The following is an 18996-nucleotide window of genomic DNA, read 5'->3' as shown; positions in this document are numbered from 1 at the left end:
GGCTTGGCTCCACCGTTTTGCCGCTTTTGGCCGGGGCGGGGGTCGGGCGGATCGACATCGTCGATCCCGATCATGTGGAGGAAAGCAACCTGCACCGTCAGACCCTGTTTCGGATGTCTGATTTGGGGCGCTCCAAGGCCGAAGCTGCCGCGCAGAGTCTCAGTGCGCTCAACCCCGACGGGCGTTTCATTGCCCATGTCACCCGGCTTGATCCGGGCAATGCCCCCGACCTCATGGCGCAGGCCGATGTGATCGTCGATGCCGCGGACAGTTTTGCCACCAGCTATGCGCTCTCCGATCTTTGTCTCGCGGTTGAACGCCCGTTGATCAGCGCCTCGGTGTTGGCGCGTCAGGGCTATGTTGGCGGGTTTTGCGGCGGCGCGCCCAGTCTGCGCGCGGTGTTTCCCGATCTGCCCTCGCGGCTTGGGAGCTGTTCAGACACCGGCGTGATGGGACCGGTCGTTGCGATGCTCGGCGCGCTTCAGGCGCAGATGGCATTGTCGGTTCTGTTGGGGCTAAAGCCTTCGCCTTTGGGCCAGCTTTTGTCGCTCGATCTGGCGCAGTGGCATGTGAGCGGGTTTCGCTTTGATGGCGCGCCAGAACCGGATGTGGTGCCGGAAATTTTGGCCCCCGCGCATATCTCCCCGGAGGATTTGGTCATCGATCTGCGGGGCCGCGCCACAGCCGACCCACAACCCACGCCGGGACAGCGCGTGGTTTTTGTCTGTACGTCTGGGCTGCGGGCGTGGCGGGCGGCCAAACGGTGTGCCGCGCTTGGGCATCACCGGGTTGCCATCGTTGGAGACGGAATGTGAGTGGGGTTGTTCTCTGCATTGGGGGTCTGGATTCAAGCGGCGGGGCAGGGGTGTTGCGCGACAGTGCGACGGTGCACGCCCTAAACGGCACCGCGCGCGTTGCCGTCACCGCGGTGACCGCCCAAAGCGACCGCGCCGTCACCGCCGTGCACGCCGTCCCACCCAAGGTTGTGACGGATCAAATCGCCATCGCCGGTCCGGTGAGCGCGGTCAAAATTGGCATGCTGGGCAGGGCAGGGATCGTCGAGGCGGTCGCCGCTGCTGTGCCCCGCGCCCCGTGCGTTTTGGACCCGGTGCTGATGTCCAGTTCCGGTCACATGTTGCTGGATGATCTTGGTGTCACGGCCTTATTGGACCGGCTGTTGCCAAAGGTCGACCTGTTGACACCGAACGTGCCGGAACTGGCCGCTTTGGCGCGCCGCCTTGGCGTCCCGGAGGGCGATCATAGCGCCTGTGTCGAGCGGCTTTTGCAACGGGGATGTGGGGCGGTTCTGGTCAAGGGGGGGCATGCGGAAGGCCCCGTCAGCGTCGATCACCTGTATCGCCTAGGTGTCCCATGTGTGGCCTTCACGGCGCCCCGGATTGATGCCACGCTCAGAGGGACCGGGTGCCGATTGGCCAGTGCCATCGCGGTGCATCTGGCACAGGGTGCCAGTCTTGTTGATGCGGTGACCGCCGCAAAACACCATGTCCATGATGCCCTGTTGGTCGCCCAAGAAGCGCTTGATCTGGGTGAAAAACTTACCGTCCGCCCCTGATGATCAAAGCGCATCTGAGTGTTTCGGACAGTTCCGGGACGGAAGAAGACCTGATCGGTAAACGTAAATAAATTGGTTTCCCGATTGCCACGGCAAACCGAAAGATATAAGTTTACCGTGCATGTGACAGCGGGGGCCAAAGTGGCAAATCTAAGTTCAGTGGCACGGTCTGCCTATAGTGATCTCTTGCGTCTTCTGAAAGACGATATGGTCGCGAATGTGCGTGGCTCGCTTGTTACCAAGGAGCGCGGTGGCAAGGTTTATTGGTACGCGGCCGAAAAAATCGGCACCTCTGTCAAGTTCTGGTATATCGGGCCGGACAGCGCCGAGACGCGCACTCGTGTGGACCGCATGAATGAGCTTCGCGAATGGGCCGCAGAGCGCAAGCTGGAACGCGCGCGGCTTGCGCGTCTGCTGCGCGCCGAGGGTATGACCCCGGTCGATCGCGGAACGGGCGGGTTGCTGCTCGCCATGGCAAAGGTCGGCACATTCCGGCTGGGTGGCACCCTGATCGGGACGAATGCCTTTCGTCTGATGGAGGGAGAGCTTGGCGCCACTCTTCCCCTTGGCAGCGTGGCCAACACCGGGGATATTGACATCGCGCAATTCGAACGCCTGTCGGTTGCCTTGCAAGACGCGGTCGAGCCATCGCTGGCCCAGACCTTTTCGGCGCTCAAATTCGATCCTGTTCAGGGCCTTGATCGTGACAGTGTCTGGCGGTGGCGCCAAAGCGGCAAGACGGGGATGATGATTGAATTTCTCACCCCGTCCTTTGATGCCGCCGAAGGCATTCGCGATCTCCCCGCTCTGGGCGTCAAGGCGCGGGCGCTGCATCACCTGAATTACCTGATTTCGGACCCGATCCATGTGGTTGCGCTCTATCGTGATGGGATTCTTGTGCAGATTCCGCGGCCCGAGAAATTCGCCATCCACAAACTGATCGTGGCAGACCGTCGCCGTGACGGGCCTCAGTCCTTCAAGGCAGAAAAAGACCGTCAGCAGGCGGCGTTCCTTATTGAGACCATGTCCGAGGATCGTCCTTCCGACATTTGGGATGCCTATGAGGACGCACTGGCACGCGGTCCCAAATGGCGTGAGAGGATCGCACGGACGTTGGAACGTATGCCCGTCACACGCGACATCCTGATGGCGTGCGAGGCGGGATAGACCCCCAAGTCCGCTGATATGTGTTGGATTGGGCGGGTTGGCACCAAACGATGATTTCGGAGAACGGCAACCTGACGCGGGTTGCGGCGGTTCTGGGGATTTCTCGCCCGACGCTTTATCGCGAGATGAAGCAATACCACATTCGCAAGCCGTCCTCTTCCGAGGTCTAAAAGTTTTGCGGGATACAAAGAGGCCAGCCTTCGGGTTGGCCTCTTTATGTTTGTGACGTCAGGCGACTTTTTGCAGCCGATGAAACTGGGCCCCTGCGTAGATCAAAGGGTCTCCTGCGGCCTGAACGACATCTTCGATGCGACCGATGAAAATCCGATGGGTGCCGGAGTCTGTTTCGGTCAACACATCACAAGACAGGCTGGCGAGCGCTCCCGGCAGACGCGGCAATCCGCGCGGGCACTCTTGCCAGTCGCCAAGGTCGAACTTGGCAATCCCGCTGTGCCCATTTGCCCCGGCAAAGGTCATGGCAACATCACTTTGGTGTTGGGCCAACAGGTGCACGCTAAAACGACCGGAGCGGGTGATTTCCGAACAGGTGCCAGTCCGGTTGTTGACACAAACCAAAAGGCTTGGCGGGGCATCGCTGACCGAACAGACCGCCGTGGCAGTGATGCCGCGCCGCATCTCGCCGGTTCCGGTTGTGATCAAGGTCACGGCCCCCGGAAACAGCCCCATTGTGGCGCGAAAGGTTGCTGTGTCGATGGTCATGTCACGCCGCCTGCAGGCTTGTAAGATACTCTTGCGCGGCGGTCGGATCGGCAAACCACGGGAAGAAATCGCGTGGGTCATCAAACCCATTGGCGATGCGATGCGCCAGTCCCGGCAGCACCTGCGCCGAGCCCATGATGTCCAGCACGAAAGGCGGCGGTGGCAACAGCATCATATTGGTCCAACGCACAACCCATTGGGCATACTGCCAAAACCGCTCAAACGTGGCCTGCATCCAAGCGGCGTCAAAGGGATGATCGCCATGCTGTTCGCCATGGCGCAAGATCGCATCAAGGTAAACACCCGCCGCCTTGGCGGCATTGTTTGCGCCCTGACCCGTGATCGGATCGTTGAGACAGACCGCATCGCCCATCCCCAAAACCAGCGCCCCAGAGGGCAGCGTACCCACAGGTTTGCGCACGGTCGGCGGGAACCGTCCGGCAAGGATACCGTCTTCGTCCGTGAGCTCGATGTTGCGGCACCGATCCGCTTCCCAAGGCAAGAACGTGCTGAGAATGTCCTTCGATTGGGCAAGATGTTCAGCGGGGGTTTTGACATCGCGCCAGCAATCCATCGGACCCCCCGGCACGCCTTCAAACACCATGATTTCGCAGGGACCAGACTTGGTCAGCGCGGGAAATACGAAATATTCGCCGACACCGGGAATGAGGTTGAAACTGACGGCCGAAAAGTTTTCGCGGGGCGTCATGCCATGCACATAAGTCAGCGCCAGCGCGCGTTGCGGCGCGTCAAAGGGCGACCGCTCCGCATCCCGTTCAAACAGCTTGCCGATGTCGCCTTTGCCAGAGGCGACAATCACCAAATCGGCGGATTTTGCTTCGACTTCGAGCATCGGGATGTCGGCCTGCGTGATGATCAACTTGCCGCCCAAACGTTCGAACTCGGCAAGCCAACGTGGCATTTTCACCCTTTGGTCGATGGATTGGGCCTTTTGATCCAGACGCGAGGACCATTCGATGACCTTGCCCGGCCCTTCGGGATTGGGGACGGAAAAGGAAATACCTTCCACCGGCGGGCAGTCGTCCTCCCAAAAATTGATGCCAAGATCGCGCTCCAACGTGAGGGCGGCGTCGAACTGACATTGCGATGAGGTCACGCGCCCGTTGGCGATCTCATGTGCGGTGCGATCTTGGATCATTTTCACGTCATAGCCCTTTTGCAAGAGGCCAATGCCAAGTTGCAGGCCGGACTGACCGCCGCCGACAATTGTGATGCGTTTCATAGTGTCTCTCCTGTTGGTTTTGCTGTGCGTCAGTCGATGAGGCGCGGGATGGCCGGGGTTTTTCCCTCTGGTCCCATGGTGGTGTAGCCGCCATCGACGCGGATATCGGTGCCGGTGATGAATCCGGCCTCGTCTGAGCACAGGAACATGATGGCATTCGCCACCTCTTCCGGGTCTCCAACGCGATCAAACAAATGATAGTCGGCCCCAACCTTGTCGGTTTTCGCGCGGTCGCCGCCGGTGAGATTGTCCATGATGTTGGACCAGGTCCAGCCGGGGGACACCGCGTTGACGCGGATGCCATCGGGGGCCAGATCCATTGCCTGATTGCGGGTCAATTGCAGGATCGCCGCCTTGGACACGGGATAAAGCCAGCGGCCCGTTTGGGCAACGCGGGCCGAGATGGAGCCAAAATTGACAATGGCTCCTTTGTTTTGCGCAAGCTGTTCGCGGGCGGCTTGCATCAGCATCACCGACCCAACAAGGTTCACATCCAAAGCTTCGAGCCATTCGGTGCGTGTGCTTTCAGCCCCGTTGTCCAGATATGTGGCCGCCACGTTGACGAGAAAATCAATCCGGCCATATGTGTCGACAGTGCCTTTGACGAGGGCGTCGATATCGGCATCCGAGCGCAAATCCGCGCGGATAAAATGCACGCCATCTCCCTTGAGCGTCTCTCCATTTTCCGCGTCAATATCGGCCACGACCACCTTGACGCCGTACGATTTAAACGCGTCAACCACGGCAACGCCAATTTTCGTGGCACCACCGGGAATGATTGCGACTTTGTCTTTCAGTCCACGCATTTTGTGCTCCCTGTTGTTGGTTTTATAAAAGAAAGCTTGCGGAGAGTGGGGGGGAACGCGCTATCCTGATCGCGCGGACAGAGTCCATATTGCGAAAAAATATACTTTAGGCCTAAAATAGACTGCCGCACAGACGTCCTAAATGACCATATCAGGGGAGGCGCATGACTCGTTTCGATGGACAGCCAGCAACGGAGGGCTTGCCTCTTGGGGCGCATCCGCTGTTTTCGAGTGACGATTTGGATGAAACCCGCGACTGCGTGGCGCGGGTGTATTGCGATCATCGTTTGGAAACCATCGGGTCCGGTCGCCTTGCCGCGCGGCACAACCGTCTTGCGGGGCGGTCCCTGTCCATCAATGTCATGACCTATGGGGCAAAGACCCTGATTGCACCGGGCGAGCTTGAGCGGTTTTATCTGTTTCAGGTTCCGATCCGTGGCTCGGCGTCGGTGACCAATGGCCCGAACCGACATGAGATCGGTGGCGGGTTTGGCGGCGTGCTCAACCCGGATGCACAGACCTGCATGATCTGGAGCGAAGACTGCGTGCAAGTGCAGGTGCAGATTGAGAAGGCCGCCTTGCTCGATGCGGCGCGGGCCGAGTTTGGTTTGCCGTCTGGTCAGACGCTTCATTTTGACGGTGCCAATGACATGCGCGGCGGCGAAGGCCGTGCCTTTATGAGCGTCTTAGACTTTGTGATGCGTGAAGCAGAACGAGGGACCAATCTGGTCGACGGAGACACGCTTTTGGCACGTCAGCTTGAGCGCACGTTGATGATCGGGGTGTTACAAACGCAGGCCCATAATCTTGATCCGATGAGGGGCGGGGCGGCGGGGCCGGTTCCGCGCGTGCTGCGCCGCGCCGAAGAGTTCATGCGCGAAAACCTGCACAATCCGATCATGATTGAAGACATCGCGCAATATGCGGGGACCAGCGTTCGGACCCTGCAAAGCATGTGCCGGACGCGATATGGCCGCGCCCCGATGACGGTTTTACGCGATCTTCGGCTGGAACAGGCGTGGGAAGATTTGTCGAACCCCAAGCTGGACACAAGCGTCACGACGGTGGCCATGGCGCTTGGGTTCTTTCATCTTGGTCGGTTCTCCGAGCATTACCGTCGAAAATTTGGCTGCACACCGATTGAAACACTGCGCGCGGCCAAACGTCCGTAGTCACTCAGGCGGGTTCAGACATGTCGTCCCACCAGCTTTCGTCCATCTCCGGGCGCGGGATCGCGGACAGCAGGCTTTTGGTGATTGCGGATTGCGGATGCTCAAACACGTCCTCGACCGGGCCCTGATCCACGATTTCCCCGTGGTGCAAGACCACGACCGTGTCGCACAGATGGCGGATCACGGATAAATCATGGCTGATAAAGGCCAAGGTGAGCCCCATATCCCGCGCCAGATCGGCCAAGAGAGACAACACCTGTGCCTGGCTGGACACGTCGAGGCCAGAGACGATTTCATCGGCCAAAATGAACCGCGGCTCCAAGGCGATTGCCCGCGCAATGCCGACACGTTGCCGTTGTCCGCCGGACAGTTCATGCGGATAGCGATCTGCAAATTGCGCGGACAGGCCGACCTTTCCCAAGGCTGTGATCGCAGCCGCCCGGTCCCCACCCCGGCCATAGCGTTTCATCGGTTGGGCGATGATGCGCCACACCCTGTGGCGCGGGTTGAGCGAGGACATCGGGTCTTGGAAAATCATTTGAAGATCTCGGCGCAGCGGTCGCAGTGCGGCTTCGTCCAATGCGCCAATGTCCTTTCCGTCAAACAGAACCTGACCAGACTCGGGGGCCAACAAGCGCACCAGAATGCGCCCAAAGGTCGACTTTCCCGATCCACTTTCGCCCACAATCCCCGTGATACGCCCCTCTGGGATGTCAAGGCTAAGGCCTTTGAGAACCTCGACACGCGGAGCTGGACCAAACAGGGGTTTGTGGGCGCGATCCGCGAAAGACAGGCGCAGATCGCGGATGGAAAACAGGGCAGGGCGCGTGGGGTGCGTCATCTGGTTCATCGGCGACCTCTCTGAGCATAAAGGGCATCTGCGGCCAGTGTTTCGCGGTGCAATTCGGTGATCAGTGCCGCAGGCACCGGTTGAAACGGCTCGGCGCTGACGTTCGGTGTCGGCGTCGCGGCGATGAGGGCCTGTGTGTAGGGATGCGCGGGGTTTTCAAAAACGGTCCGTGTTGCGGCGTCCTCGATCACACGCCCGGCAAAGAGCACGGTGACTTTTTGGCTGATCTTGGCGACCACGCCCATGTCATGGGTGACAAACAAAACGGCGGTGCCGGTTTCCCGTTGCAGTTCTCGAATGAGACGCAGGATTTGCTTTTGTACGGTCACATCCAGCGCCGTGGTGGGTTCATCAGCCACGATCAAGCGCGGCGAAGGCGCAAAGGCGGCGGCGATCAAAATCCGCTGGCGCATCCCACCGGACAGCTCATGCGGATAACTGTGCATCACCCGGTCAGGCGCGCGAATATGCACCCGATCCAAAAGCTCGCGGGCACGGGCAAGCGCGCGCTGATGGCTCCAACCGTGAATTCGGGTCAAGGGATCGGTGATCTGTGGCCCGATTTTACGCACCGGATTGAGAGCGGTCAGCGGGTCTTGTGGAATGAGGGCGGACATTTTGGCCACGGTGCTGCGGCGGGTGGCCGGGGTCATCGCATTGAGATGCGCCCCCTCCAAGAGAATTTCACCCTCGGTCCTTTTGATCCTATGGGGAAGAATGCCAAGAACGGCCTTGCCAATCATCGACTTTCCGGCCCCACTTTCTCCGACAAGGGCACGCACCTCGCCGGGTTCCAATTGCAGCGACACATTGCGCAAAAGCCGTTGGCCTCGGGGCAGGGCGATGTTGAGGTTGATGATGTCAAGCGTGTGGGCGTGAGCTGTGGTCATGGTCATTTGAGCACCGGATCGAAGTGTTGCTTAAGACCTTCGCCAAGCGTTGAGAAACTCAGAACGGTCATGAAAAGGGCGATCAGCGGGAACAAAAGCACCCACCATGCAAAATGGATGGCGCCTCGCCCTTCGGCGATCATTGACCCCCAGGTGGGATCATCCGAGGAGATCGACAGGTTCACAAAGCTCAGGATCGCTTCGACAATCACCGCGATGCCCATTTCCAACATCAAAAGCGCGATGATCGAGGGCATCACATTGGGCAAGATTTCACTGACCAAGGTGGCGGCGCGGCGAGCACCGCCAATCCGGGCGCTATCGACATAATCCATACGGGCCTGAACCATGGTTTCGGCCCGGATCACCCGCGCGAACCGGGTCCAGTCAATCAGCGCAATTGCGGCGATGACGGAGCCAAGCCCGGTGCCCATCACGGCCACCAAAAGCACGGCAAACAGGACCGGCGGGAATGCCATCCAAATGTCGACCAGCCGAGAAATCACCCGGTCGGCCCAACCGCCATAATAGCCCGCAATCAGGCCGAGCGCAGAGCCAAAAATCCCGGTGGTCGTGGCGGCAATCAGACTGACGAAAAGGGCAATGCGCGCGCCGTAAATGATGCGTGATAGGACATCGCGGCCAAGGCTGTCGGTGCCGAGCCAATATCCGGGCTCGCTGCCCTCCATGAAAAACGGCGGAAGACGTTCCATCATCAGATCTTGTGCCAACGGGTCTTGCGGCGCGATCAGTGGCGCAAACAGAGCCGCCGCCGCAATCAAGCCGATCCAGAACAGCGGCAACCACAACCGAAAATTGGTATCGGTGAGGATCAGCCGGGGGGAATTCGTGGAGACATCAGCCATGGCGCAACCTCGGGTTCAGGAATGTGTAAGAGAGATCGACCAAAAGGTTGATCACGGTAAAGAGCGCCGCAAAGAGCAGCACGATGCCTTGGATGAGCGGAAGATCCCGGTTGATCACGGCATCAATGGCCATGTTGCCAAGCCCCTCAAAGGCGAACAGACGTTCGACAATCACGGTGCCGCCGATGAGAAACGTGAACTGAACCCCCACAAGCGCCAAGGTTGGCAAGGCGGCATTGCGCAGCGCTTCGCGCAAGATCACCGCGGTCTCGGAAAAGCCGCGCACCCGCGCCAGCGTCGTGTAATCCTGCGTCAACGCCTCTTTGAGGTTCTGTTTCAACAGTTGCGCGATCATCGCGGCCAAGGGCAGCGCCAGCGACATCGCAGGCATGAGCATATGCGATAAGGTTGAGCCAACGACATCCAGCCGCCCTCGCAGCAACCCTTCGAAAATGTAGAAGTTCGTTGTGAAATCAATGTCGATGCGGGGGTCGACCCGACCTGAGATTGACAGGACCGGCCAGAGCACACCAAACACCAAAACAAAGATCAGACCCCAAAGAAAATCCGGCACCGACAAAACCGCGCCGCTTGTCAGATCAAGCCCAACTTCTGTCCCTGTCCCACGTTTGCGCGCCCCGATGACGGCAACACAGCCACCAAGCGCCACTGCGAGCAAAAGCGCGATACTGGAGAGTTCGAGTGTCGCGGGCAATCGGCCCAGCACAAGCTCGGCCACGGGTTGGCGCAGGGTGATCGAGGTGCCAAAATCGCCGTGCAAGACGCCGCCAAGCCAAATGATGAATTGTTCGGCCAGGCTTTTGTCAAAGCCATAGACCGCGTTGAGGGCGGCAATGTCTTTCTCCGTCGCACCGGGTGGCAGCATCATTGCAATCGGGTTTCCGGGCGCAACACGGACAAGGACAAAGACCACAATAGCCACGCCAAACAGCGTAATCGCAGTCGTCAACAGCCGCACAAAGACGGTTTTCAGGAGCATGGGGTTCTCACATGAATTAGGGCCCGGGCCGCAGGCTATGCGGACCGGGTGCTTGGCCTGATGGGGTTCAGGCTTTGGTCATGGCTTGGGGTAGCAAATCGCCGGATGTGTAGGGCACCACATTCACCGTGGACGCATAAACGATGGGCATCACATATTGCAAAATCGGGATGACATAGCCCTCTTCAGCGATGTAGCGCGACACGTCTTTATAGCCCTGAATCCGTTTGTCTTCATCGGGTTCGACAAAGAGCGGCCCAATTTTTTCAACCAGATCGGGGCTGTCCCAAACCGCATGGGGCGAAGGGCCGAACATTGAGAACCCTGTGGAGGTCGAGGGGTCGCCGATCGAGTTCCCCCAGTTGTAAAACGCCGCCGGGGCCAAGGTATCAGAGGCGCGCAACTCATAGTGCTTGGCGATCTCATAGACCTCAATCTCGGCGTTGATCCCGACCTTGCGCCACATCCCAACAATCGCTTGGATCATCTCGTAATCCTTGGGTTTGAACCCGCGTGTGGTTTGGATCGTGAAGGTCACCGGATTGTCGGTGGAATAGCCGGACGCGGCCAAAAGCTCTTTGGATTTTTCGGGGTCGTATTCCACCACGATGCTGTCGTCATAGGCGGCGTAACCGGGCACTTCGAGGGTGGATAGGGCCACACCATACCCGCGCAACAGACGATCAATGATGAGTTGTTTGTCAATCGCGTGATGGGCAGCAAGGCGGACGTTCTTATCCAACATCACGTCGATGTCGTTCAGAAAAATCATACCAATATCGGTGATCGGCACAGCCACACCGGACAGGCCGTCTTTGGCGATCAGGCGGTCGTATTCCTCATAGGGCATGTTCGAGGTCACATCGACATTGCCCGATTCAATTTCTGCCACACGCGAGGCGGCATCGGTGACGAATTTGATGGTCACGGTGTCAAACTCTGGTGCGCCGCCCCAATAATCCGCAAAGGCTTTGAGCCGCACATAGGCGCCCTGTTCATAAGCGTCGACCATATAGGGGCCAGTGCCGATTGGTGCCTTTTCAAACCCGTCTGATCCGACCTCTTCGTAATATTTCTTTGGCAGGACAAAGGCCGTGAGGAAGGCCATCCATTTGAACAGTGCGGGCTCAAAGCTGAACACATCGCCAGTGATCACATTGCCCTCAACGGAAAAGTTCCCAATTTTCGACCAGACGAATTGCATCGGGTTTCCGGTCGCGGGATTGGCCGCGCGGGTCAGGGACCACACCACATCTTCGGGGGTGAAATCATCGCCGTTGTGCCATTTGACGCCCTCGCGGACGGTCATGGTGATTTTGGTTTTGTCGTCGTTGAATCCCCACTCGGTCAAAAGGCCGGGGCCAAACGACAGGTCAGGGGCTTGGTCGATGAAGCGGTCGAACACGGCGAGGTAAATGGATTGCAGCGCGGGGTTCACCGCCGCCGGGCCTGTAGTTGGGTCCCAGCTCTGCACCGGAATATTATAGGCGATGGTCAGGCTGTCGGCACTCTGTGCCAAAACAGGTGCTCCCGTTGCGATCAAAGCGGTCAGGGCCGCCGATGCGCCGATAAATCCGCGCCGTGTCAGTTGTGTCTTTGCAGTCATATGCGAAGCTCCCGTTGATTGAAGGTGGCCCATTTGTCGGGCTCTGTTTCTGGTGATAGTTTGAGCATATAAAGTTTAAAGTTAAAGCATAAACTTAAGGCTCAAACGACATTGATGTCGATTTGTCTGTCACTTGATCATTTGCGCCGCAAAAAATCCCGATCCGGCACCGGTCCCGGCCCCCGGCCAGGCGGCTGCTCCAATCAGGTGCAGCCCTTCTATCGGCGTGTGCCCGTCGGCAAAGCCGCGCACAGGGCGGAAAAGAAAATTCTGGCTCAGGTGATGAGAGCCACAGATTTGGTCGCCGCCAACAAGATTGGGGTTTTCCGCCTCGAGATCGAGCGGCGAGACAAGCGACTGTGCGCAGATGGTGGCGCGAAAACCGGGGGCTTGCTCTTCGATCAAATCCAGCGCGCGTTCCGCCATCAGACTCTTTGCATCTTCCCAATTTCGTGAAGTAATTTCGCCTTTTGCATCGCCTTTGATCTCGGCCGGGACCACCCGGACCTGAACCCAAAGCGTGTGCTTTCCATCCGGGGCACGAGCGGGATCGAACACTGTCGGTTGGCCAACAACAAGAAGCGGCGTGTCGGGCAAAAGCCCGGCAAGCGCTTGAGCATAAGTGCGCGCAGCGGTGTCGATGCTGCGCCCGATATGGACATATGCGAAAGTGCCAAGCGCCTCTGCCGCCCATGGCACAGGCGCATCCAAGGCAAGATGGATCATCATTGTTCCGGGCGCATGGCGGAATTTTTCGAGACCAGTGTCAAACCGCACATCCTGTGTGCCGCCCGTAAGGCGCAACAGGTGTTTGGGGGCCAGACCTGCCAAAATGGTTGAGGCTTCGACCTTTTTGCCATTCACGACAACGCCTGTGGCCCTGCCGTTTGTGTGCGCGATCTCTGTCACATCGGCGTTGCATTCGACGGTGCCGCCGTGCGCCTTGATCATGGCGACCAGCGCGCGGGTGGCGACATCTGCACCGCCCTTGCCAATCACCATGCCCATGGCCTGACCCCCCATCGCTTCGAGATAGGGGAAAATCGCGCCTCCGGCAATGTCGGGCGCGAAATCGAGATGCATCCCCCATGTCGATAGCGCGGTGCGCAGGCGCGGGTCTTCAAAGGTGTCTTCCAACCACGCGCGCGGCGAACTCATCAGAAATTGCGCCACCTCAAGAGTTTTCGCCGTTCCCAGAGACCGCCAGATTTTCCAGACGAATTTGAGCAGGGGCCAGCGTTGCATCGGGGTGCCAAGCAGCCCCCCGACCACACCAGCGCGGACGGGAAACGCCGCCATCAGCTCGCGCCATGTCGCCTTGTCAGCCTCGGAGGCGAAGGTGGCCAGCGTCTCCTCCACATCCGTGGACACGCCGACATAATCGCCCGGCTCCATAGCCTGTGCAAAGGGGCGCGAGATGGGGACAAACCCCATTCCGTGCCGCGCCATTTCCTCCCCATGCTGGGCCATAAAGGCCGAACCCGCAAACATCGACAGGTTCATCGCCGCGACATCGTGACGAAAGCCGGGGAGGGTCAACTCTTCGGTACGCACAGCGCCGCCGGGGGTTGGCGCGCGCTCGAAAACACGAACTTTTTTGCCCCTTGCAGCCAGATCGGCCGCCGCGACAAGGCCGTTGATCCCGGCCCCAATGATGACGATCGGCGTGCTCATCCCTTACCCCGCAAAGCTTTTGACAGTGGCCAAAGCCCCATCGAGTTTGTCGCCCTTGACATCGTCGAGAGCGGCGACACGCAGACGACGCATCCAATCGGCGGCATCATTGCGACCCTTCAAGAGATCAAGCGCGCCCATCACGCGTGCAAATTTCGACAGACCACGGGCATGGGTGTCGGAATAGCCCTTGATCAGGCGATAATTGGCCAACACTTCGGAGGCGAGCGCCGGGTCCGTTTTGGCCACGTCCATCGCGGTGTTGAACCACGCGGCCATATGCGCCATTTCACTTTCGTGACGCAGCAATTTGCGGCGGATCGGCCGCAGGGACGACACCACCCAGAGCATCATAAATCCACGCAAACTATCGGTGCGAATACGTCGCCCTTTGTCGAAATGCTTGGTGTAAAACGCTTCAATGCCTTTGCGTCTTTGTAGCCACTTCCCGATGGATTTGGGTAAGGTCGTGGCGAATTCCTCAAAACGCGGGTGGAAATATTCGGTGAGCATGAGGACTTGATCGTCTTTGACGACAACTTCGTCTTTGACACGCTCAAACCGTGATGCCCGTGTTTTGATATCCGCAACCCGCAACAGATCATCATAGCACAAAGCGCGGGCGCAATATTTGGCAGCATTCATGCTGAGATCAAACGGCGCGGCATCCAGCGCGACCATCTTTTCGACCATATCAAGATAGTCGGAACCATAGGCAACATCTTGGTAGTCCACGACTTTTTTCAAACCCAGAGCGGTCATGTCCTTGACCGCATCCGGCAAGGCCGCAACGCGGGCCTCAAGGGCCGCCCATTTGGTGGCGAGCTTTTGCGGAACATGCAAAACCGGCACGATGGGCGCTGCGATCTCTTCGGGGAGCGGCGCAGGTTTGGTGCCTTTTGCAATCTCGTAGGCCTCGCCAAACGCTCGCAAACTCGCCTCAACACCGCGGCCTGAGCCACGGATCACGTCTTCAAAACTGTCGCGGGGAAACGGCAGGGCACCTGATCCCGCCAGCGCGCCAAGCAGGGATGACGAAATCACTGACCCGGCTTTTTTCGCCACGCTTTCCATATCAAAGGCGACGACATGATCCGCCGCGATGCCCATGGCTTCGACCACGTCTGTGCCATCCACGCGGCCATCGCCGGGATTGATTTTTTCCGACACGGCGGCGATGCGGTGGGTGGAGGTGATCAACGTGGTGCGACCCGGCGTCACAAAGCCGCGCATAATCGCCCGTCCGCCTTCCATCAACTCCGACGCGATGAGAATGTCGACATCCCCGATCGAGGGGGACAAGGAAAACACCGGCGCGCGGCCGGTGTCGCGGCACATTTCGACATAATAAATGGTCGCGCCCGTCCGCTGGGCCACGCCCGCGACCGAGGTGGATTGGGCGCGATAGCCATTGGCTTCGGCCACGGCCACGATCCAGTTGGTGAGCACACCACCGCCTTGACCGCCGACCGCGAGCGCCGCCAGTGTGATGACTTTCTCTCCGTCAGGGCCGGGAGACCGGCGGGCGACAATCGGGTTTGCTTGTATGTTCATGGAGCGGTTCCTTAGGCAAAAGCCACGCGTTTCGCGTCGCGACGGCTTTGCAGCCAAGAGATGATTTTTTGGCTGCGGCGGGCGCGGCGTTTTTCGCCAGCACTTGGATTCGACACGATTTCGGCCTGAAAGAAGGAGGGGCAGAGCACGGCAGCATCCGCCACCTCACCACAGTTGCCACAGCCGACGCAGGTTTGATCAATCGCGGCCACCGGATCATCGCGCAGGGGGTCGCCGGTGTCCTTGACCGAGAGGGACGGACAGCCCGACAGGCGCATGCAGGCGTGATCGCCGGTGCAAATATCCTCGTCGACGCCAAAGCGTGGGCGCACGACGCGTTTTCCCTCTTTGGCGGCCTTTGCCAGTTCGGGTTTCACCCGGCGTTGTTTGTTGAGCATACATTCGGAGGAGGCGACGATCACCTTCGGACCCTCTTCCTCGGTGGTCAGCGCCTCTTTCAACGTGTCGCGTACTTTTGTCACATCATAGGTGCGATCAATCTGACGGATCCATTTGACGCCCATGCCTTTGCAGGCCTCAACGATGGAGTTTTGGGTCTGTTTGGTTTTGTTCGTGGCGCGCGAGGACAGGATGTCCTGACCGCCTGTCGCCGCCGAGTAGAAATTGTCGACAATGACGATGACATTGTCGGATTTGTTGAACACGGCGTTGCCGACCGAGCTGGTCAGGCCGTTGTGCCAGAACCCGCCATCGCCGACGAAGGAAATCGAGCGACGGCCCTTTTTGTTCTCATTGTGAAAGGCCGCGGCGGAGGCAGGGCCAAGGCCATAGCCCATCGTTGTCGCCCCAAGATCAAACGGCGGCATGATGGAAAACAGGTGACAGCCGATGTCAGAGGAGATGTGATGTTCGCCAAGCTCTTCTTCGACCAATTTGGTGGCGGCAAAGATTGGACGTTCCGGGCAACCCGTGCAGAACCCTGGTGGGCGGGCAGGCAGCACCTTGGAAAGATCAGGGATCGCGATCGGGTCTTCGTTGGAGGCCAGTTTGGCCACTGGCAGCATGTCAGGCGCATGGTCGGACAGGAATGTGCCAAGGCCGTCGACCATGACTTGCCCGGTGTACTCCCCACCCATCGGCAACATGCCCTTGCCTTCGAGTTTGACCGTCTTGCCGGCTTTGTAGAGCATATGCGCGATCTGTTGTTCGATGTAGTTGGGTTGACCTTCCTCAATGATCAAGACCGCATCCTTGCCCTCGCAGAAGGCCATGATTTGACTGTCAACGAGAGGATAGACGCAATTGAGCACCAACATATCCATCTCGGTGTCGCCATAGAGATCGGCCAGTCCCAGACGGTTGAGCGCCCGGATCACGGTATTATAAGTGCCACCTTGAAGGATCAGACCCACCTTGCTGCCCGGTGCGCCGAACCGTTCGTTGATCTCGCGATCCAGAATGAATTTTTGCGCGGCTGGCAGGCGTTTGGTCAGCTTTTCTTCTTCGTGCAGATAGGTCGCGGGCGGCAATACGATACGGTCCAGTTTGCGCGCCGGGTTTTCGAGCGCATCAGAGACGGTCACCGGCGGGCGTTTGTTGTCACGCGCCTCGAAATGACCGTGGACGTGACACGAGCGGATGCCGACCTGTAACATCACAGGGGTGTTCGACACTTCGGACAGCTCAAAGCCATCCCCGACCGCTTTGACAATGGCGGGCAGGTTGGGGCGCGGGTCCAACATCCAGACCTGAGATTTCATCGCGAACGCATAGGTGCGTTCCTGCATGATCGACGAGCCTTCGCCGTAATCTTCGCCCACAATGATCAATGCGCCGCCCGTGACGCCCCCCGACGCAAGGTTGGACAGGGCGTCCGAGGCGACATTGGTGCCGACGACGGATTTATAGGTCACGGCACCACGGATCGGATAATGGACCGAGGCCGCGAGCATGGCCGTGGCGGTGGCCTCGCTGGCGGAGGCCTCGAAATGCACCCCAAGCTCGCTGAGGATCTCTTCGGCATCCGCCAACACATCCATGAGGTGGGAAATCGGCGAGCCTTGATAGCCCCCGACATAGCCGACGCCGTTTTCCAAAAGCGCCTTGGTGATGGCCAAGATGCCTTCACCGGCAAAGGTGTCGCCCTCACCTTGTTTGAGTTTTTGGACTTCCTTGGCAAATGATCTTTCGGCCATGGGGGTCTCCTTTAAAAATCGTGATGGCGGATGTCATAGAACACCCGCAAAAGAATCTTGTTGAGCTGCGCGCGTTCGTCTTGTGTGAGAGCGGCAAGCATGGTGTCGCGCATGCCAAGCATGGCTGGCCAAGCAGTTTCATAGGCGGTGCGCCCGGCATCGGTGAGGCTGATTTTGCGCACACGGCTGTCACCGTCTTGTCCTTCGCGACGGATCAGGCCGGCCTTTTCCATTGTATCGAGTGTGCGCGAGAGGGTGGATTGTTTGATCACGGTCAGCACTGACAATTCGCCGATCGTGCAGGGGCCGCCATCGAACAAAACGACGAGGGCGCGCATTTGAGCCACGGAGACGCCCACCTCTTTGAGCGTGGCTTCAACCCCTTTGTTGTAGCGCGCCATGATCCGGTTCATCAGGTATGGTGTGAATTCTTCGAGATCTTCGGGACGATCCATCATGCGCCGAGCTCCTTGGCTGTCAGAAAGCCTGAGCCACCGGAGAGGCCGGGCCCCGGATGGGTGGACGCGCCGATATGATAGAGGTTTTTGATGCCGGTGTCGTGACGCAGAGTGTTGGCAAAGGGCCGCCAGAGGAAAAACTGATCGAGGGCACAGGCGCCGCCATAGGGATCGCCACCAACAAGGTTCATGTTGTAGCTTTCCAAATCCGCCGGAGAGATCGCGCGGCGGGTGACAATTTGATCTTTGAACCCATCAATATGGTGGCTGAGGATGGCCTCAACGCGGTCGGCATAGGCTTCGCGCAGCGCCTGCGTCCATTGCCCGTCGGCGGGCACGGTGATCTCGCCGCGCGCATCGCCTTTGACGGTGCGCGGCGCCTCGGGCAGTTGCAGCCAGAGCAGGGTTTGACCCTCTGGGGCGCGGCTGGGATCGGCGGCGGTGGGTTGGCCCACACAGATCGTTGGTACATCCGGCAACATCCCGCGCTCGGCTTCGTTGCCCGCTTTTGACACGGCATCAAGGCCGGGAGTGATGTGCAAAAGCTGGACGGTTTCAAGCCCCGGCGTGGTCCATTTCACTGGGCCGTTGAGTAGGTAGTGAAGTTGGAAGTTGCCTTTGCCGTATTTGTATTTGCGTAGGTTGTCGCTGTGTTTGGGGGAGGGGGCGAGCCTGCCATAGAGTTGATGCGGCGTGACGGAGGCAAGCAGTTTGCCCGCCCTGATCGTTTCGCCGTTTGATAATTTGAGGCCGGTCGCTTTGCCATTTGACACCAAAATTTCGGACACTTCAGCAGAGGTGCGCACGGTACCGCCGTTTTCCTCGATGATCGCGATCAGCCCGCGCACCATATTGGCCGCGCCGCCTTTCACGATGGGCGCGCCTGCCGCCTCCAGGGCAAAGCCGATCACCTGACCCATTTGGCCGGAAAATGCCGCCTCAGGACCAAGCCCCGCATGCAGGCACCACGGTGCCCAAAGCGCCCGCGTCAACTCATCCTCAAAAGAGGTTTCCAACCAACCGCGCATGGATTGCAACGCACCGCCCATGGTGGCGGCAAGCCCATGCGGCTTGCGTTTCCAGGCTTCCTTGCCCAGCAGCTTTGCGGTGGATTTCGACCAAGGATCGCCCCCCATCAGACCAAACAGCAGTTCGGCATCGGCACCAAAAGCCGCAAGATCCGCACCAAGCTGTGCGCCGTCGCCGCTGTGAATGGCATCAAAAGCGGCCATATTGGCGGCACGGTCCATTTTATAGGTCA

General features: G+C 59.1%; 18 protein-coding genes. 5 read left to right on the top strand and 13 right to left on the bottom strand.

Going from position 1 to position 18996, the window contains the following annotated elements:
* From C8029_RS04360 to C8029_RS04345, 4 genes are all read left to right on the top strand, one after another.
* A partial coding sequence (locus C8029_RS04360) for a HesA/MoeB/ThiF family protein (RefSeq protein ID WP_152002345.1) occupies positions 1-815 on the top strand: 815 nt, incomplete at its 5' end.
* Entirely contained in the window at positions 812-1573 is a 762-nt protein-coding gene (gene thiD, locus C8029_RS04355) for a bifunctional hydroxymethylpyrimidine kinase/phosphomethylpyrimidine kinase (RefSeq protein WP_009572569.1), read from the top strand. The genes C8029_RS04360 and thiD, both read left to right, overlap by 4 nt.
* 186 nt (positions 1574-1759) lie before the next feature.
* The gene (locus C8029_RS04350) at positions 1760-2740 is read left to right on the top strand and encodes a nucleotidyltransferase family protein (protein ID WP_286189723.1); all 981 of its coding nucleotides are present in this window, start codon (positions 1760-1762) and stop codon (positions 2738-2740) included.
* A 50-nt stretch (positions 2741-2790) separates the two neighbouring features.
* A complete protein-coding gene (locus C8029_RS04345) occupies positions 2791-2910 on the top strand; it encodes a helix-turn-helix domain-containing protein (protein WP_226946223.1) in 120 nt (39 codons plus the stop codon).
* A 58-nt stretch (positions 2911-2968) separates the two neighbouring features.
* Here C8029_RS04345 and C8029_RS04340 read toward each other — a convergent pair whose 3' ends face one another.
* Genes C8029_RS04340 through C8029_RS04330 form a run of 3 tightly spaced genes read right to left on the bottom strand, consistent with a single transcriptional unit; the run spans position 2969 to position 5509 of the window.
* Positions 2969-3460: a flavin reductase family protein gene (locus C8029_RS04340; RefSeq protein WP_193217587.1), complete on the bottom strand. Its 492-nt coding sequence runs from the start codon at positions 3458-3460 to the stop codon at positions 2969-2971.
* Position 3461: 1 nt separating this feature from the next.
* Complete coding sequence (locus tag C8029_RS04335; protein ID WP_152002342.1) at positions 3462-4703, bottom strand: styrene monooxygenase/indole monooxygenase family protein; 1242 nt, start codon at positions 4701-4703, stop codon at positions 3462-3464.
* A gap of 29 nt (positions 4704-4732) precedes the next feature.
* The gene (locus C8029_RS04330) at positions 4733-5509 is read right to left on the bottom strand and encodes an SDR family oxidoreductase (RefSeq protein ID WP_009572565.1); all 777 of its coding nucleotides are present in this window, start codon (positions 5507-5509) and stop codon (positions 4733-4735) included.
* A 164-nt stretch (positions 5510-5673) separates the two neighbouring features.
* Here C8029_RS04330 and C8029_RS04325 point away from each other — a divergent pair, with 164 nt between their 5' ends.
* Positions 5674-6681 (top strand): AraC family transcriptional regulator, encoded by a 1008-nt coding sequence (locus C8029_RS04325; RefSeq protein WP_152002341.1) that lies wholly within the window; start codon positions 5674-5676, stop codon positions 6679-6681.
* A 4-nt stretch (positions 6682-6685) separates the two neighbouring features.
* On the opposite strand, the gene C8029_RS04320 is transcribed toward C8029_RS04325, so the two are convergent.
* The 10 genes from C8029_RS04320 to C8029_RS04275 all read right to left on the bottom strand — a co-directional run.
* Positions 6686-7531: an ABC transporter ATP-binding protein gene (locus C8029_RS04320; protein WP_152002340.1), complete on the bottom strand. Its 846-nt coding sequence runs from the start codon at positions 7529-7531 to the stop codon at positions 6686-6688.
* Complete coding sequence (locus C8029_RS04315) at positions 7528-8427, bottom strand: ABC transporter ATP-binding protein (protein ID WP_009572560.1); 900 nt, start codon at positions 8425-8427, stop codon at positions 7528-7530. Before C8029_RS04315 ends, C8029_RS04320 begins: the two co-directional genes overlap by 4 nt.
* On the bottom strand, positions 8424-9287 hold the full coding sequence (locus C8029_RS04310; protein WP_009572559.1) for an ABC transporter permease: 864 nt from the start codon (positions 9285-9287) through the stop codon (positions 8424-8426). Before C8029_RS04310 ends, C8029_RS04315 begins: the two co-directional genes overlap by 4 nt.
* Positions 9280-10287, bottom strand: a complete 1008-nt coding sequence (locus tag C8029_RS04305; protein ID WP_009572557.1) for an ABC transporter permease — start codon at positions 10285-10287, stop codon at positions 9280-9282. Before C8029_RS04305 ends, C8029_RS04310 begins: the two co-directional genes overlap by 8 nt.
* Before the next feature lie 67 nt (positions 10288-10354).
* Positions 10355-11893, bottom strand: a complete 1539-nt coding sequence (locus C8029_RS04300) for an ABC transporter substrate-binding protein (RefSeq protein WP_009572555.1) — start codon at positions 11891-11893, stop codon at positions 10355-10357.
* A gap of 129 nt (positions 11894-12022) precedes the next feature.
* Positions 12023-13567 carry a phytoene desaturase family protein gene (locus tag C8029_RS04295; protein ID WP_009572554.1) on the bottom strand — a complete coding sequence of 515 codons (1545 nt, stop codon included), beginning with the start codon at positions 13565-13567 and terminating at the stop codon, positions 12023-12025.
* Between the two features lie 3 nt (positions 13568-13570).
* On the bottom strand, positions 13571-15121 hold the full coding sequence (locus tag C8029_RS04290; RefSeq protein ID WP_152002339.1) for an indolepyruvate oxidoreductase subunit beta family protein: 1551 nt from the start codon (positions 15119-15121) through the stop codon (positions 13571-13573).
* A gap of 11 nt (positions 15122-15132) precedes the next feature.
* Positions 15133-17277 carry a thiamine pyrophosphate-dependent enzyme gene (locus C8029_RS04285; RefSeq protein WP_009572552.1) on the bottom strand — a complete coding sequence of 715 codons (2145 nt, stop codon included), beginning with the start codon at positions 17275-17277 and terminating at the stop codon, positions 15133-15135.
* A gap of 11 nt (positions 17278-17288) precedes the next feature.
* Entirely contained in the window at positions 17289-17735 is a 447-nt protein-coding gene (locus C8029_RS04280) for a MarR family winged helix-turn-helix transcriptional regulator (protein WP_152002338.1), read from the bottom strand.
* The coding region (locus C8029_RS04275) for a phytoene desaturase family protein (RefSeq protein ID WP_152002337.1) at positions 17732-18996 on the bottom strand (1265 nt) is incomplete at its 5' end. The genes C8029_RS04275 and C8029_RS04280, both read right to left, overlap by 4 nt.

It is taken from the genome of Roseobacter sp. TSBP12, from assembly GCF_009129705.1.
GTDB classification, from domain to species: Bacteria; Pseudomonadota; Alphaproteobacteria; order Rhodobacterales; family Rhodobacteraceae; genus Celeribacter; species Celeribacter baekdonensis_A.
Note: the sequence above shows the minus strand (reverse complement) of the source record. Positions and strands in the feature narration are given on the sequence as shown.

Excerpts from the sequence above, each read along its gene's own strand:
- C8029_RS04310 (WP_009572559.1), bottom strand. The coding sequence starts at position 9,287 with ATGGCTGATGTCTCCACGAATTCCCCCCGGCTGATCCTCACCGATACC.
- C8029_RS04305 (WP_009572557.1), bottom strand. The coding sequence starts at position 10,287 with ATGCTCCTGAAAACCGTCTTTGTGCGGCTGTTGACGACTGCGATTACG.
- C8029_RS04280 (WP_152002338.1), bottom strand. The coding sequence starts at position 17,735 with ATGATGGATCGTCCCGAAGATCTCGAAGAATTCACACCATACCTGATG.
- C8029_RS04300 (WP_009572555.1), bottom strand. The coding sequence starts at position 11,893 with ATGACTGCAAAGACACAACTGACACGGCGCGGATTTATCGGCGCATCG.
- C8029_RS04290 (WP_152002339.1), bottom strand. The coding sequence starts at position 15,121 with ATGAACATACAAGCAAACCCGATTGTCGCCCGCCGGTCTCCCGGCCCT.
- C8029_RS04340 (WP_193217587.1), bottom strand. The coding sequence starts at position 3,460 with ATGACCATCGACACAGCAACCTTTCGCGCCACAATGGGGCTGTTTCCG.
- C8029_RS04335 (WP_152002342.1), bottom strand. The coding sequence starts at position 4,703 with ATGAAACGCATCACAATTGTCGGCGGCGGTCAGTCCGGCCTGCAACTT.
- C8029_RS04345 (WP_226946223.1), top strand. The coding sequence starts at position 2,791 with ATGATTTCGGAGAACGGCAACCTGACGCGGGTTGCGGCGGTTCTGGGG.
- C8029_RS04325 (WP_152002341.1), top strand. The coding sequence starts at position 5,674 with ATGACTCGTTTCGATGGACAGCCAGCAACGGAGGGCTTGCCTCTTGGG.
- C8029_RS04330 (WP_009572565.1), bottom strand. The coding sequence starts at position 5,509 with ATGCGTGGACTGAAAGACAAAGTCGCAATCATTCCCGGTGGTGCCACG.
- C8029_RS04315 (WP_009572560.1), bottom strand. The coding sequence starts at position 8,427 with ATGACCATGACCACAGCTCACGCCCACACGCTTGACATCATCAACCTC.
- C8029_RS04320 (WP_152002340.1), bottom strand. The coding sequence starts at position 7,531 with ATGAACCAGATGACGCACCCCACGCGCCCTGCCCTGTTTTCCATCCGC.
- C8029_RS04285 (WP_009572552.1), bottom strand. The coding sequence starts at position 17,277 with ATGGCCGAAAGATCATTTGCCAAGGAAGTCCAAAAACTCAAACAAGGT.
- C8029_RS04295 (WP_009572554.1), bottom strand. The coding sequence starts at position 13,567 with ATGAGCACGCCGATCGTCATCATTGGGGCCGGGATCAACGGCCTTGTC.